12 protein-coding genes and 1 pseudogene are annotated in these 13563 nt (G+C 68.2%); 8 read left to right on the forward strand and 5 right to left on the reverse strand.

The window, feature by feature from the left end; genetic code table 11:
* Nucleotides 1-54: 54 nt before the first annotated feature.
* The 3 genes and pseudogenes from MLE64_RS15200 to MLE64_RS16050 all read right to left on the reverse strand — a co-directional run.
* Nucleotides 55-399 carry a hypothetical protein gene (locus MLE64_RS15200; RefSeq protein WP_243319036.1) on the reverse strand — a complete coding sequence of 115 codons (345 nt, stop codon included), beginning with the start codon at nt 397-399 and terminating at the stop codon, nt 55-57.
* Entirely contained in the window at nt 399-1871 is a 1473-nt protein-coding gene (gene gltX / locus MLE64_RS15205; RefSeq protein ID WP_243319038.1) for a glutamate--tRNA ligase, read from the reverse strand. The genes MLE64_RS15200 and gltX overlap by 1 nt, the downstream gene beginning before the upstream one ends.
* 399 nt (nt 1872-2270) lie before the next feature.
* Nucleotides 2271-2843, reverse strand: a pseudogene (locus MLE64_RS16050) (GTP-binding protein); the annotation flags it as partial.
* Between the two features lie 163 nt (nt 2844-3006).
* Here MLE64_RS16050 and MLE64_RS15215 point away from each other — a divergent pair.
* A complete protein-coding gene (locus tag MLE64_RS15215) occupies nt 3007-3987 on the forward strand; it encodes an FHA domain-containing protein (RefSeq protein ID WP_243319040.1) in 981 nt (326 codons plus the stop codon).
* Between the two features lie 2 nt (nt 3988-3989).
* Entirely contained in the window at nt 3990-4517 is a 528-nt protein-coding gene (gene dcd / locus MLE64_RS15220) for a dCTP deaminase (protein WP_243294760.1), read from the forward strand.
* A 58-nt stretch (nt 4518-4575) separates the two neighbouring features.
* Here dcd and MLE64_RS15225 read toward each other — a convergent pair whose 3' ends face one another.
* Together MLE64_RS15225 and MLE64_RS15230 are read right to left on the reverse strand one after the other, a co-directional pair.
* The gene (locus MLE64_RS15225) at nt 4576-5016 is read right to left on the reverse strand and encodes a hypothetical protein (protein ID WP_243319042.1); all 441 of its coding nucleotides are present in this window, start codon (nt 5014-5016) and stop codon (nt 4576-4578) included.
* A gap of 148 nt (nt 5017-5164) precedes the next feature.
* Nucleotides 5165-6775, reverse strand: coding sequence for an adenylate/guanylate cyclase domain-containing protein (locus MLE64_RS15230; RefSeq protein WP_243319043.1), 1611 nt, complete (start codon nt 6773-6775; stop codon nt 5165-5167).
* Nucleotides 6776-6876: 101 nt separating this feature from the next.
* Here MLE64_RS15230 and rimO point away from each other — a divergent pair, with 101 nt between their 5' ends.
* The 6 genes from rimO (at nt 6877) to MLE64_RS15260 (ending at nt 13469) form a co-directional block, all read left to right on the forward strand.
* A complete protein-coding gene (gene rimO, locus MLE64_RS15235) occupies nt 6877-8256 on the forward strand; it encodes a 30S ribosomal protein S12 methylthiotransferase RimO (protein ID WP_243319045.1) in 1380 nt (459 codons plus the stop codon).
* A gap of 67 nt (nt 8257-8323) precedes the next feature.
* Nucleotides 8324-8686, forward strand: a complete 363-nt coding sequence (locus tag MLE64_RS15240) for a hypothetical protein (RefSeq protein ID WP_243319046.1) — start codon at nt 8324-8326, stop codon at nt 8684-8686.
* Between the two features lie 81 nt (nt 8687-8767).
* Nucleotides 8768-10957: a DUF5916 domain-containing protein gene (locus MLE64_RS15245; protein ID WP_243319048.1), complete on the forward strand. Its 2190-nt coding sequence runs from the start codon at nt 8768-8770 to the stop codon at nt 10955-10957.
* A gap of 19 nt (nt 10958-10976) precedes the next feature.
* Nucleotides 10977-11651 (forward strand): ABC transporter ATP-binding protein, encoded by a 675-nt coding sequence (locus tag MLE64_RS15250; protein WP_243319050.1) that lies wholly within the window; start codon nt 10977-10979, stop codon nt 11649-11651.
* Nucleotides 11648-12892, forward strand: a complete 1245-nt coding sequence (locus MLE64_RS15990) for an ABC transporter permease (protein WP_243319052.1) — start codon at nt 11648-11650, stop codon at nt 12890-12892. Before MLE64_RS15250 ends, MLE64_RS15990 begins: the two co-directional genes overlap by 4 nt.
* Nucleotides 12885-13469: a phosphatidylglycerophosphatase A family protein gene (locus MLE64_RS15260; RefSeq protein ID WP_243319054.1), complete on the forward strand. Its 585-nt coding sequence runs from the start codon at nt 12885-12887 to the stop codon at nt 13467-13469. Before MLE64_RS15990 ends, MLE64_RS15260 begins: the two co-directional genes overlap by 8 nt.
* Nucleotides 13470-13563 lie beyond the last annotated feature (94 nt).

Raw genomic sequence — 13563 nt, forward strand, 5'->3', positions numbered from 1 at the left:
GAGGATCATGTGAATCACTATAAACCTTCCGGACCTTCCGGCAGGCGGAAACCGCTACTGGTCCCGACCCCGATCCAGGGTCCACCAAGGGCAGGCGCCCAGGTCCGAGACCACGAATCCCTGCCGCATCTCGGAGATGAGCTGGAACTGCGTGCCGACCGGCGTGTGGAAGCCCGTGGTGATCTCGCCGGGTCCCGAGCGGACGCCGAAGTAGAAGTCGGCCTGCTCCAGACCCAGGCGCAGGATGGTCTCCTGGAGGGCCTCCCGCTGGTCCATGCCCTCGGGAATGCCCTGGATCACCTGGACCGCGTCGCCGGCGATGATGGTGGGGGCGTAGGCCTCGGCACCCTGGTCCTCCAGCACGGCCAGGGTGATGTGGGTGAACTCCTGGAGGTCCATCAGAGCCACTTCGCCAGCCGCGCGGCCACTTCCTCCCGGCCCACCAGCATGAGGGTGTCGAAGATGCCCGGGCTGACGGGCTTCCCGCAGAGCGCCACGCGGAGGGCCTGGGCCAGGTCCTTGGTCTTGAGGCCGTGGCGCTCCAGGATGGCGGCGAAGCCGGCCTCCAGGCCCTCGTGGCTGTAGTCCGCGAGCTCCGCGACTTCCCGCAGGGCGGGCTTGACGGCCGCGGTCATGAACTTCTCCACGGCCTTCTCATCGAAGGCGGCAGGCCGCTCGAAGGCAAAGCGCAGGGCCTCGGCCATGTCGGTGAGGGATTTCCCCTTCTGGGTGGCCTGGATGGCCTGGGCCCGCCAGGCCTCGGGCTTCTGCTCCCAGATCTCGGGCACGAAGGGCCTGAGATGCGGCTCCAGCTCCTGCCAGGTCGCCCGCTGGATGAGCTTCTGGTTCAGCCACTGGAGCTTGTCCATGTCGAAGCGGGCCGCGCTCTTCTGGCAGTCCGCCAGGTCGAAGAGCTGGATCATCTGCTCGTCCGTGAGCAGTTCCTCCTCGGCGCTCTCCACGGCCTTGCCGCCGATCTTGGGCGTCCAGGAGAGGCGGGCCAAGGCCAGGCGCACGGCGGAGGGCAGCAGCCCCATGGCCTGGTACTCCGTGATGCTGGTGGCGCCGTGGCGCTTGCTGAGCTTGGCGCCATCCGCGCCCAGGATCATGGGCACATGGGCGAAGGCCGGCAGGTCGTACCCGAAGGCGGCGAACAGCGGGATCTGCTTGGGCGTGTTGTTCAGGTGGTCGTCGCCACGGATGACGTGGGTGACCTCCATGTGGGTGTCGTCCACCACCACGCAGAAGTTGTAGGTGGGCACGCCGATCTCGCCGGGCCCGTCTCCCGTGCGGGCGATGATCCAGTCGTCCAGGCTCTCGGCGGGGAAACGCGTCTCGCCCTTGATGAGATCGGGCACGAGGATGTCGCCGTCCACGGGCATGCGGAAGCGGATGGCGGCGGGCTGGCTGGCGTCGTGGTTCGCGCCGGCGCAACCCTTCCCCGCGTCCATCCCGCGGTTGTACTGGAAGACCTTGCCGGCGGCCTCCACGGCCTTGCGACGCTCGTCCAGGGCCTCCTTCGAGCAGCGGCAGCGGTAGGCCAGGTCCTTTTCCAGCAGCTCCTGGATCTTGGCCTTGTACAGGTCCATGCGCTGCATCTGGCGGTAGGGGCCGTGGGGTCCCTTCCACTGGCCGGGATCGCCCACCACCGGGCCCTCGTCCCAGTCCAGGCCGCACCAGGCCATGCCTTCTTCGATGATCCGGATGTTGTCGTCGGTGCTGCGTGAGAGGTCCGTGTCCTCGATGCGCAGGATGAAGCGGCCCCCGTGCCGGCGGGCATAGAGCCAGCAGAACAGCGCCGTGCGGACCCCCCCGATGTGGAGCATGCCGGTGGGGGACGGGGCGAAGCGGGTGACGACCTGACGGGACATGAGGGGCCTCGAAATCAAACCCTCAGTGTGCCTCAAGCGCACGGGCTTCGCCCGCGCGTATACGAAAAACGCATGGCGTATTTCGCTCTACTTGATGTAGAGCTTCAGCTTGATCTCCACCGGGGAATCGCCGCTGAAGAGGCTGCGATCCAGCACGATGGGCACCTCCACGACACTGCGGTGGGGCATGTGCGTGGGCGCGGGGGCATGGGCTTGCGAGAAGGTGGAGTCCACGGGGAATTCGTCGATCTCTTCCAGCAGCTCGCCCGCGGACAGCTCCTCCACCTCCAGGGGCTTGGAATCCATGGCGGGAGTCGGGGGCGGCGGAGGGGGAGGTGGCGCTCCTCCCGTGAGCACGGTCTGGGGCTCCTCGACGACGCCGCCGCCATATTTCTCGGCGAGGCTCTTCAGCACGAGGCGGGCCACTCCCGAGAGAGTCTCCTTGACCCCCTCGCCCCGCATGGCGCAGGCCTCGAAGGTGGGCACGCTGAAGAGGTTGATCTCCTTGTCCAGGGTGCCGATGGGCAGCGCGTTCGGCGTGTCCCGCTTGTTCCACTGGATGACGTGGGGGATCTTCGACAGGTCGGTGCCCTGCTCCTTGAGGTTGGCGATGAGGTTCTGGAAGCTCTCCTTGTTGCTTTCCAGGGCCGGGGCCTGGGAATCCGCCACGAACACCACCGCATCGGCGCCGCGGAGCACCAGCTTGCGGGTGGCGTCGTAGAAGACCTGGCCGGGCACGGTGTAGAGCTGGACGCGGGTCTTCATCCCCCGGATGGTCCCGAGGTCGATGGGCAGGAAGTCGAAGAAGAGGGTGCGGTCCGTCTGGGTGGCCAGCGACAGCATCTTGCCGCGCCCCTCGCCGGGCAGCGTGTCGTAGATGTGCTGGAGGTTGGTCGTCTTCCCGCAGAGGCCGGGCCCGTAGTAGACGATCTTCGCCGTCAACTCCTTCGTGGCCGCGTTGAAAAGCACCATGCTGCACCCTCGCGATTCATTCGCGTGATCTTCAGGGAAGATTGGCCGCTCCACCAAAACCCGTCAAGAAAGAACCGATACGAGTCTTTCGCCCCCAATGAGCCGCCACGATGACGGAGGGATGCGCTAAACTTCCCGCCATCCCACCTTCCCCGAGGGTTCCATGGCCAAGCTGCTGGTGCACGAAAGCGCGGGTACCCGCGAATTCGAGATCGTGGATGAAGAAGTCCACATGGGACGCGAGCTGGACAACACCCTGCGGCTCCCGGATCCCAGCATCAGTCGCCATCACTGCGTCCTCCGCAAGGTGGGCGGGGGCTATGAGATCCAGGACCTCCAGAGCAGCAACGGCGTGCTCGTGAACGGCAACCGGGTGCAGTCCTCCCCCCTTCGGAACGGGGATCGCATCACCCTGGGCCAGGTGCAGCTCACCTTCCAGGATCCCCAGTCCGAGGTCGGCGCCACGGTGGCGGTGAACCGTGAAACCGCGGCCAAGCCCCCTCTCGGCACCGTGCGGATGTCCGCGGATGAGCTGGCCGCCATCCATGCCGGGAAGGCGCCGGCCGAGGACCCCGCGGTGCCCATCCAGCCCTCCACCGGCCCTGTGCCCACCCCCGCCAAGATGGCGCCCCCCGTTCCGCCCGTGGCCCCGCCGCCCGCGCCCCGGCCCGCGGCGCCCACCCGGCCTCCCGAGCAGTCCTTCCTCGGCTCCCTCCTGCCCTCCATCCCCGATGACGCTGTGACCGTGGGCGAGCGCGGCGACCTGGTGAACCGGCTCCTGGCCGTCCTCATCGACGCCGTGCCCGCGGTGCTCATCTCCATGGTCTTCATGGTCCTGTCCCACGTGCCCGTGATCGGGTGCGTCCTGGTACCCGTCAGCGTCCTCGCCCAGATCGCCTACTACTGGCTCTTCATCCCCTGGTGCGTCTCGAAATACGGCGCCAGCATCGGCAAGAAGATGATGAAGCTGCGGGTGGTGCCGGAGGGCCAGCCCCAGGGACGCATCGAGTTCGGTCCCGCCATCCTCCGCCAGATCGGCAACATCCTGGCGCTCAACCTGATCGTCCTGGCCGTGAAGGGCGACGAGCGCATCAGCCTCAGCGACATGCTGGCCAAGACCGAAGTGCTGAAAGTGGACCGCTGACGGTGATCCTCACCGGCAAGCAGATCCTCGAGGCCCGGAACCAGGGGAAGATCCGCATCGATCCCTGGTCCGACCGCCAGCTGAATCCCAACAGCTACAACCTGCGCCTGGGAGATGACCTGGCCGTCTACACTGAGCGCGAGCTCGACATGGCCAAGCCCAACGGCATCGAGTTCCTGAAGATCCCCGCGGAGGGCCTGCTGCTCCAGCCCGGCACGCTCTACCTGGGCCGCACGCTGGAATACACGGAGACCCACGGCATGGTGCCCATGCTGGAGGGGCGCAGCAGCGTGGGGCGCCTGGGCCTCTTCGTGCACGTCACCGCCGGCTTCGGCGACATCGGATTCTGCGGCTTCTGGACCCTGGAGATCAGCTGCATCCAGCCCGTGCGCATCTACGCCGGCGTGGGCATCTGCCAGATCTTCTACCACACCGTCAGCGGCGAGTACGACAGCTACGAATCCGGCAAGTACCAGCGCAACTCCGGCATCCAGCCGTCGATGCTGTGGAAGGACTTCGTCAAGGAATGACCCGTCCCCGTACGAAAAAGCGGCGCCGGGGCGCCGCCTTTTCGTGCGGGGAGAAGCCTCAGGCCATGCCGCTCATCAGCTTGTTGAAGCCGGCGACCTTGACCCACCAGATGACGAGGCACACCAGGGCGACGGGGCCCGCGAGGAGGTTCAGGATCGGGATCAGGCCGCAGCAGTTCGCGATGCAGGCGACCAGGCCAATGGTGTAGCCGGCGTCTTCCACGTTCTTGCCGTTTTCCGCTGCCCAGCTCTTGATGGAGTCCGAGACGTTCTTCACGACGAAGAAGTGCCACACCAGGTTGAACAGCGGGATGAGCATGAGCCAGACCATGGCCGGCTTCATCTTCTGGTGGCGCTCGCCGGCGAGATTGAGGGCCTTCTGCATCGTGAGGATGTAGAAGATCGCGATGGCGAGGCCCACTGCGGCGATGAGCAGCCCGAAGATCAGGCAGCCGCCGCCGAGCATCGCGGCCAAGGCATTGGAATCGGTATGAGACATGGAGCCTCCTGGAGATGGCGGAACCCGGATCGGGATACGGCCGGAACATGGGGGGAAGGGGATCAGTCCAGAGCTTAGAGGCCTCCCGGGTCGGATACAAGATCCCGGGTGGCCCGCGCGGCGGGGGACGCCTGAACAGGCCCCCTGCTCATCCTCCGTAGGCGGCCGTCGGCCGGTCCTCTTCCCAGACCACCTCGAAGGGACGCACCTCATGCTCGATGCCCTTGAGCTGGAAACCCTCCAACTGGCGCAGGCGGGCCGCGCCCACCAGCTCGGCCGTGCGTGGGCCGATGACGATCTGGCCGGGCTTGGCCACACCGCTCTCCAGGCGGGAGGCCAAGTTCACGGTGCTGCCCATGACGGTGTAGTCCATGCGTTTCTCGCAGCCAATGTCGCCCGCGAAGGCCTCGCCGCTGTTGATGCCGATGCGCATCTTCAACTCAGGGTAGCCCTCGGGCCGGGCTTCGTTCAGGGTCCGCAGGGTCTCCTGCATGGCCGCGGCGGCCTCCACGGCGTGGCGGGCATGGTCGGGGTCGGGGTTGGGCGCGCCGAAGAAGGCCATGATGGCGTCGCCGATGTACTTGTCGAGGGTGCCCCCCCGGCTGAAGATCTGGTCCGTCATGGCCTCGAAGGTGCGGTTGAGGATGCCCGCCAGCACGAGCGGCTCCATGCCCTCGCTCATGCGGGTGAAGCCGGAGATGTCGGCGAAGAGCACGCTGATCTGGCAGCGCTGGGCCTGGAGGGCTGGAGCCTCCTTGTTCTGGCTGGACTTGAGGATCTGGTCCACCACGGCCGGGCTGTGGTACCGCTCCAGGCGCTGGCGGAACTTGGCCTCCCGCTCGCGCTGGATGCCCACGGCGGCGAAGTTGGCCATGGCGCTGAGCAGGTGCTCGTCCTCCCGCTTGAAGCCGCCCTTGCTGAGGCTCGTCTCCAGGTAGATCACCCCCAGGGACTGGTTCTCCACGATGAGGGGCGCGCAGAGGGCCGAGGTGATGCCATGGATCTTGATGCTCTCGCCGGCGCTGAAGCGGGGGTCCATCCGGGCGTCGGTGGTGAGGATGGCCACCCGGTCCTTCATGGCCGTGCGGGCGATGGTGCGGCTGATGGGGTTGGCGTTCTGGCCCGCCTGCTCCTCCCAGACCAGCTCGGGCACCAGCTCGCCATTGGCATCCGCCAGCAGGATGAAGCCCCGCTGGCAGGGGATCTGGGCCGTCACCAGGCCCATCACGGACTCGAGCAGCTCCGCCAGGCCCGCGGCCCGCAGCAGGGTGCCCGCCATGCTGGCCAGACGCTGGAACAGGGTCACGGCATCGCCCGCGGGGTGCTGGCCGCCGGCCTGGGCCAGCATGGCCTCCAGGCTGGCGTGAGGCACCAGGATCGAGCCCGAGGCATCGAAGGCCCGGTCCTCGAGGGAGATTTTCGGGGCCGCGGTCCGGCCCGCCAAGTTCAGGCCCTGCGTCGGAGATCCCGGCACGGGCTCGGGCATCCAGCGCACCACGGCTTCGCCCAGAAGCACCGTATCCCCCGGATGCAGGGGCGCCGGCTCGGCCAGGACCACCCCGTTGAGCGTGGTGCCGTTCAGGGACTTCATGTCCATGACGTGGGGCTGGCCATCCTTGAGGAAGATCCGGGCGTGGACCCGGCTGACCGCATTGGCCTGGATGCGGATGGTGGCCTGGTCGCCCCGGCCCAGGGTCACGCCTTCTTCCGTGAGCGTTACGGGATGCAGGGCGCCGTCAACCTGGAGGGTGAGCTTCATATGGAAACCGGGGGGAAGGCCGAGTCTAGCACGGGGCTGCTGACCCTATCGGCGCTTCGCGGTAATCTATGAGGTTCCACTTGATGGTGGATGGAGGTCCGTTGACCAAAGTCGGTTTCATGTCCCTGGGCTGCCCCAAGAACCTGGTGGATTCGGAAGTCATGCTGGGCCACCTGCGCCTGAAGGGCTACCAGATCACCCCCGTGCTGGAGGAGGCCCAGGTGCTGGTGGTGAACACCTGCGGCTTCATCGACGCCGCCAAGCAGGAGAGCGTCGAGGCCATCCTCCAGGCCGCGTCCATGAAGAAAGAGGGTGCCTGCGAGAAGCTCATCGTGGCCGGCTGCCTGGTGGAGCGCTACCGCGACGAGCTCATGACCGAGATGCCCGAGATCGACGCCTGCCTGGGCACCCGGGACATCGAGCAGATCGCCGAAGTCATCGGCGCGGGCGCGGCCTACGAGCTGGATCCCAATCCCGATTACCTCTACACCGAGGCCAGCCCCCGGATGCTCACCACCCCCAAGGCCAGCGCCTACCTCAAGATCAGCGAGGGCTGCGACCACGCCTGCGCCTTCTGCGTCATCCCCCAGCTCCGGGGCGCCCAGCGCAGCCGCAGCATCGAGAGTGTGGTGACCGAGACGAGGAACCTCGTGGCCCAGGGCGTGCTGGAGATCAGCCTCGTGGGCCAGGACACCACGGACTACGGGCGCGACTTCGGCGATCCGGACGCCCTGGAGAAGCTGGTGCGTGCCCTGGGGAAGGTGGAGGGCCTGCGCTGGTTCCGCATCCACTACGCCTACCCGAACCGCCTGACGGACGGCCTGCTCCACGCCATCGCCGAGACACCGAACTGCGCCCGCTACCTGGACATGCCCCTGCAGCACGCGGACGCCGCCATCCTCAAGGCCATGGCCCGGGGCGGCGGCCGGGCCCAGTTCCTGAAGCTGATCGAAAAGGTGCGCCGCATCGTGCCGGGCATCGCCATCCGCTCGAACTTCATCGTGGGCTTCCCCGGCGAGGACGAGGGGGCCTTCGAGGAATTGAAGGCCTTCGTGAAGGAGGCCCGCTTCGACCATGTGGGCGTCTTCACCTACAGCCCCGAGGAGGGCACCACGGCGCACGATCTGGGCGACCCCGTGCCCAAGCGCACGAAGGAGGCCCGCAAGCGCCGCCTCCTCGAGCTACAGCAGAAGATCGCCCGTGAGAAGAACCAGGAGAAGGTTGGCCAGGTCATCGACGTGCTGGTGGAGGGCGCCCACGAGGAGACGGACCTCATCGTGAAGGGCCGCCACCAGGGTCAGGCTCCGGACATCGACGGCAACGTGCTGCTGGTGAACGGGACGCCGCAGGTGAACACCATCCAGAAGGTGCGCATCGTGAAGGCCCACGCCTACGACCTCATCGGCGAGGTGGAAGAGGGCGGTCTCGAAGCCAGCACGGCGGCCTACGAGCAGTCGTTCCTCGCCCGGAAACGAACCTGACGAAGGTCCGGATCGGATGCGGTTAACCTGGGGCTCGACCTCCCGACCCATCCGCCCAGGAGCTTCCATGCGTCCTCCCGCCCTTCTGGCTTCCGTCCTCCACCTCGGCCTGATCGTGGCCGCTGCGCTCCAGGCCGCCCCGCTGCCCGCCCAGACCCCGGCCAAGGCCAAGGCGATCGGCCCCAAGCCCGACGATCCCCGAGCCAAGGACGCCAAGGCCATTGGCCCCAAGCCGGATGATCCCAAGGGGAAGAACGTCAAGGCCATCGGTCCCAAGCCGGATGATCCCAAGGGGAAGAACGTCAAGGCCATCGGTCCCAAGCCGGACGATCCCAAGGGCAAGGACGTCAAGGCCATCGGTCCCAAGCCCGATGATCCCCGGGGCAAGGCCGCCAAGCCCGCGACCGCGCCGGCCCCCGCCAAGCGCTGAGCCCCAGGGGTTCAGGCCAAAGGTTCTAAACGGATCTCCGAAGTCCCTCGTAGGCCATAGGAACCGTTTCGGGGATCTTTCATGCGCCATCCGGCTTTGGCCCTCGTCTGCCTGCCCATCCTGGCTTCCCAGGTACCCAACCCGCTGCACCTGGCCATCCCCCGGCTGGCCCAGGCGCCGTCCATGACCCGAGACGCGGACCTCTCCACCTGGAAGGAGGCCCTGGTGATCACGGAGTTCGGCATGATCATGCCGGACGACCAGGGCGAGAACCGCTGGCCCACCATCGTCCACGTGGGCTGGGGTCCGGACGCGCTCTACGTGGCCGTGGAGGCGAAGGATCCCGAGCCCTCGAAGATCCATGCCGCCCGCCACATGCGCGACACCAATAACGGCGACTTCGACTTTGTGGGGGTCGATCTCGACCCCTCCGGCAAGGGCCAGAGCATCGCCCGCTTCTTCGTGACGCCCCTGGGCGGCCAGATCGACGAGATCATGACGGACAGCACCGGCGAGAACGCCTCCTACGACTGCCTCTGGGATTCCACCGGCGTGCTGACGCCGGACGGCTACGTCGTGAAGATGCGCATCCCCTACAGCAGCCTGCGCCGGCGGCCCGGCGACTGGGCCTTCCGCATCCTGCGCATCATTCCCCGGGAGCGGCGCTACGGCATCTCCTGGCCGCGCATGAGCAAGGACGTGCAGTGCGACATCTGCCAGATGGCCCGGGTCTCCGGCGCCCCGGTGGACAAGCCCGGCTCGCCCTTCCTGGTGATCCCCTTCGCCACCTACACCCGCTCCCAGTCGCTGGAGACCGACCCAGCCGCGCCCGTGGAATCCAAAGCCCGCTTGGGCATGGATGTCCGCTACACCACCACCGCCCTCACCTTCGAAGGCACCTACCGGCCCGACTTCGCCACGGCGGACGCGGACGTGGACCCGCTCCAGATCAACAGCCGCTTCAAGGTGTTCTACCCCGAGCGCCGCCCCTTCTTCCTGGAGGGCATGGATCTGCTTTCCCCTCCGGCGGCCCAGCGGCAGTTCTTCAGCCGCTCCATCCAGAGCCCCCTCTACGGCCTGAAGGCCTCGGGCCAGGGCTCGCTGGCCAGCTGGACCATGCTGCACGCCAAGGACGAGGACGGCGGCCTCATGCTGAGCGCCAACGGTGCCCAGGGCGTCGAGGGCCTGCCCACCCAGGACACGGCGGCGGCGCTGCGTTTCCAATTGGACGGGCGCGGCTCGGGCCTGTCCTTCCTCGGCACGGACAAGCGCCTGATGGGCGGACCGGACGCCGTCGGCGGACTGATCGGCGGCCAGAGCGGCGGCCTCTACCTGGATCAGTACCTGGGCTCCGAATTCCATTTCATCGGCAGCGCCATGGCCGCCACCTCGCACCTTCCCCAGGCGGATGGCAGCCTCCTCTCCCAGCGCGGCACCTCCACCTCCGCCGAGCTGGACTGGAACACGCGCCATTGGTTCGCCACCGCCGTCAGCCAGACCACGAGCCCCGGACTGGTGCTGGTCTCGGGCTTCACCGACCTCCGGGGCTACCGCCAGCAGAACGGGACCTTCGGGTGGCAGAGCAACTGGAACGGGGGAAAGCTCTCCCAGGCAAACCTCTTCCTGCGCGCCCGGCGCCTCGTGTGGTGGGACGGGAATCCCTTCGACCGCGCCGTGGGCCTGAGCACCTTTGTGGAGACCGCCGACCGCTGGGCCTGGAGCCTGGACTGGGACATCGCGGGGCGCACCTGGGCGGATGATGAGGTGACCTCCAACGCCACCCGCAACTTCGACACGGCCCTGAGCTGGAAGAAGCTGATCTGGGCCCAGATGCTGCTGCGGGCCGTCCGCGGACGCACCATCGACCTGGCCTCGGGGGCCCCGGCGCGCATCCACACCCTCAGCTTCAGTTCCCACGGCGCGATCGGGGACGTCTCCTACAACCTCTCCACCCAGAAGACCGAGCTGGACCGCGAATCCGACGGCCTGCAGCTCGTGCGCGCGCGGAAGCTGGCCCTCACGGCCACCTACCAGATGCCGAGCGCCTTCTACCTGAAGACCCAGGCGTTCGTGGTGCGGTACGACGGCTCGGAGATCGATGGCGTGGACAAGTTCCTCAAGGCCTTTCTGGGCTGGCAGCCCAACGCCTTCACCAACGCCTATGTGGGCTGGTCGGGCCAGCGGCGGCGCGATCCCCTCGCCATCCTGCCCACCGAGCGCATGGTGGAGCGGGGCGTGTTCGCCAAGCTGGCCTACGCCATGCAGTTTTAGGATCGCCTACACTGGGCGGATGCTGGAATTCAGGGAGGTCACCCGCGCCTACGAACTCGGCGGCGAGCGTGCCGGCGTGTTCGGCGTGTCGCTGGCGGTGCCGAAGGGCTGTCTGGCAGTGCTGGCGGGCCCCAGCGGCAGCGGCAAGACCACCCTGCTCCAGCTGGCGGGCCTCCTGGACCAGCCCGACGAGGGCGCCGTCCTCCTGGATGGACAGGAGGTGTCCAGTCTCTCTGAGCGCGAACGCTGCGGCCTCCGCCTGGGCCGGCTGGGCTTCGTGTTCCAGGCCTTCAACCTGGTGCCCGTCCTCACGGCCCTGGAGAACGCCATGCTGCCCCTGCAGCTCCAGGGCCTGCCCGAGAACGAGGCCCGCCGCCGGGCCGAGGCGGCCCTCGAGCGCGTCGGGCTTTCCGACCGCCTGCACCATCGCCCCGGCCAGCTGAGCGGCGGCCAGCAGCAGCGCGCCGCCATCGCCCGCGCCCTGGCGCCTGATCCCCTCCTGGTGCTGGCGGACGAGCCCACGGCCAGCCTCGATCACGCCCACGGCGGCCCCCTCATGGACCTCATGGCCGAGCTGGCCACCGAGCGGGGCGCCACCTTCCTGGTGGCCAGCCATGATCCCGCCGTCATCGCCCGCGCCGATCATGTCTTCCGCCTGGCCGACGGGCGGCTCATCGAGGAGGAGCACCGGTGATCCTCCCGCGCCTCGCCCTGCGGAACCTGCTGCGCCAGCGGCGGCGCACGGCGCTGACGCTCATGGTGGTGGTGGCGGGCTTCCTGGCCCTGAGCCTGGCCGGGGGCTTCATGGCCCAGACCTTCCAGGGCCTCGCCGATGGCGCCATCCGCGGTGGCTTGGGCCACCTTCAGGTGATGGCCCCCGGCGCCATGGAGGGCGACGAGGCCCAGAGCCTGGAGAAGGCCCTGCCCGAAGGCGAAGCCCTGGCGGCGCGGCTCCGGCAGGATTCCGCCGTGGCCGAGGTGCTCCCCCGCATCCACTTCATGGGCCTGCTCAGCAGCGGCCCAAAGAGCGTGGCCTTCCTGGGCACCGCCGTGGACCCGGCCCTGGAGCCGAAGCACATGGCCTGCCTTGATTCCCTGAAGGATGGGGCCAAGGCCCGCGGCGGCGCGGGCTCGCGATGGCTGTCCACGGATCCGGCCGCCCGCGAGGTGATCCTCGGCACGGGCCTGGCCCGGAGCCTGGGGGCCTCCGTGGGTAGCCTGCTCACCCTCATGTCCACCACCAAGGACGGCGCGCTCAACGCCGTGGATGTGGAGGTCGTCGGCCTCCAGGACCAGGGCCTGAAGGAGCTGAATGACCGGGTCCTCACCGTGGGCCTCGCCACCGCGGGACAGCTGCTGGACGCCGGGCCGGCCCGCTCGCGGCTCTCCGTCGTGCTCAAGCACCCCGGCGACACGGCCGCCGAGCAGGCGCGGCTCCAGACCCTGCTGCCCGAAACCACGGTGAAGCCCTGGTTCGAGCTGGCCTCCTTCTACCGGCAGGTGAAGCTGCTCTACTACGCCATCTTCGGCTTCATGGGCCTGGTGCTCTTCCTGGTGGTGCTGCTGGCCACGGCCAACACGCTGCTCATGTCCGTCATGGAGCGCGTCCGCGAGTTCGGCGTGCTGCGGGCCATGGGCCTCCGGCCCGGCCAGCTGCTGGCCCTGCTCCAGTGGGAGGGCGCCTTCCTGGGCCTCTTCGGCAGCGCCCTGGGCCTGGCGGCCACCCTGCTGCTGCGGGCCGGCCTCAATGCCCTGCACCTCCAGATGCCCGCCCCGCCGGGCACCAGCCACGGCTATGAGCTGGACATCCACCTCGTGCCCGGCGTCTATCTCGCGGTGGCCCTGGGCCTCCAGGCCACGCTCCAGGTGAGCGCCCTGTTCCCCGGCCTCAAGGCCGCGAAGCTCCGCATCGTGGAGGCATTGAGACATGTTTGAGAAACAGGCCTCAGGCCTCAGTCCCCAGTCCTCAGGAAGGAAGGCCCCTCGCCCCGCCTGGTGGCTGGCCACGGGCTTCGGCAGCGGGTATCTGAAGCCGGCGCCAGGCACCTGGGGCAGCCTGGCGGGGCTGGCCGCCTGGCTCCTGCTGGTGTGGATCGTCCGCGGCTGGGCCCTCCCGTCCTGGATGCTCCTCGCGGCGCCCCTGGCCCTCACCCTGATGGCCGTGTGGGCGGCGGATGGCGTGGTGCAGGAGACCGGCCAGAAGGATCCCTCGTTCGTCGTGGCCGATGAATGGGCTGGCGTCTGGATCGCCCTGACGCCCCTGCTCTTCACCAGCACGCTCCAACCGCAGCCCTGGACCCTCTGGGCGGCACGGCTGGTGGCGCCCTTCCTGCTCTTCCGCCTCTTCGACGTCTGGAAACCGGGAGCCGTGGACCGCGCCCAGCACCTGCCCGGCGGCTGGGGGGTGGTGGCGGACGACGTGCTGGCGGGCCTCCTCGCGGCACTCATCGCCTGGCCCCTGGACCGGTGGCTGGGCGCGCAGTCGCTACTGCACCCAGAACTGTGGCAGTAAGGCAAAAACAGAACCACCCTCGCAGAGATCGCCGAGAAATCAGAGAACACGGAGAATGAACGCATTCTCTCCCCGTGCCTCCGCCATCCTCCGC

It is taken from the genome of Geothrix paludis (genome assembly GCF_022808815.1).
GTDB classification, from domain to species: Bacteria; Acidobacteriota; Holophagae; order Holophagales; family Holophagaceae; genus Geothrix; species Geothrix paludis.

Excerpts from the sequence above, each read along its gene's own strand:
- MLE64_RS15215 (WP_243319040.1), top strand. The coding sequence starts at position 3,007 with ATGGCCAAGCTGCTGGTGCACGAAAGCGCGGGTACCCGCGAATTCGAG.
- gltX (WP_243319038.1), bottom strand. The coding sequence starts at position 1,871 with ATGTCCCGTCAGGTCGTCACCCGCTTCGCCCCGTCCCCCACCGGCATG.
- MLE64_RS15240 (WP_243319046.1), top strand. The coding sequence starts at position 8,324 with ATGCGTCCTCCCGCCCTTCTGGCTTCCGTCCTCCACCTCGGCCTGATC.
- MLE64_RS15230 (WP_243319043.1), bottom strand. The coding sequence starts at position 6,775 with ATGAAGCTCACCCTCCAGGTTGACGGCGCCCTGCATCCCGTAACGCTC.
- MLE64_RS15260 (WP_243319054.1), top strand. The coding sequence starts at position 12,885 with ATGTTTGAGAAACAGGCCTCAGGCCTCAGTCCCCAGTCCTCAGGAAGG.
- MLE64_RS15200 (WP_243319036.1), bottom strand. The coding sequence starts at position 399 with ATGGACCTCCAGGAGTTCACCCACATCACCCTGGCCGTGCTGGAGGAC.
- MLE64_RS15225 (WP_243319042.1), bottom strand. The coding sequence starts at position 5,016 with ATGTCTCATACCGATTCCAATGCCTTGGCCGCGATGCTCGGCGGCGGC.
- MLE64_RS15250 (WP_243319050.1), top strand. The coding sequence starts at position 10,977 with ATGCTGGAATTCAGGGAGGTCACCCGCGCCTACGAACTCGGCGGCGAG.
- MLE64_RS15245 (WP_243319048.1), top strand. The coding sequence starts at position 8,768 with ATGCGCCATCCGGCTTTGGCCCTCGTCTGCCTGCCCATCCTGGCTTCC.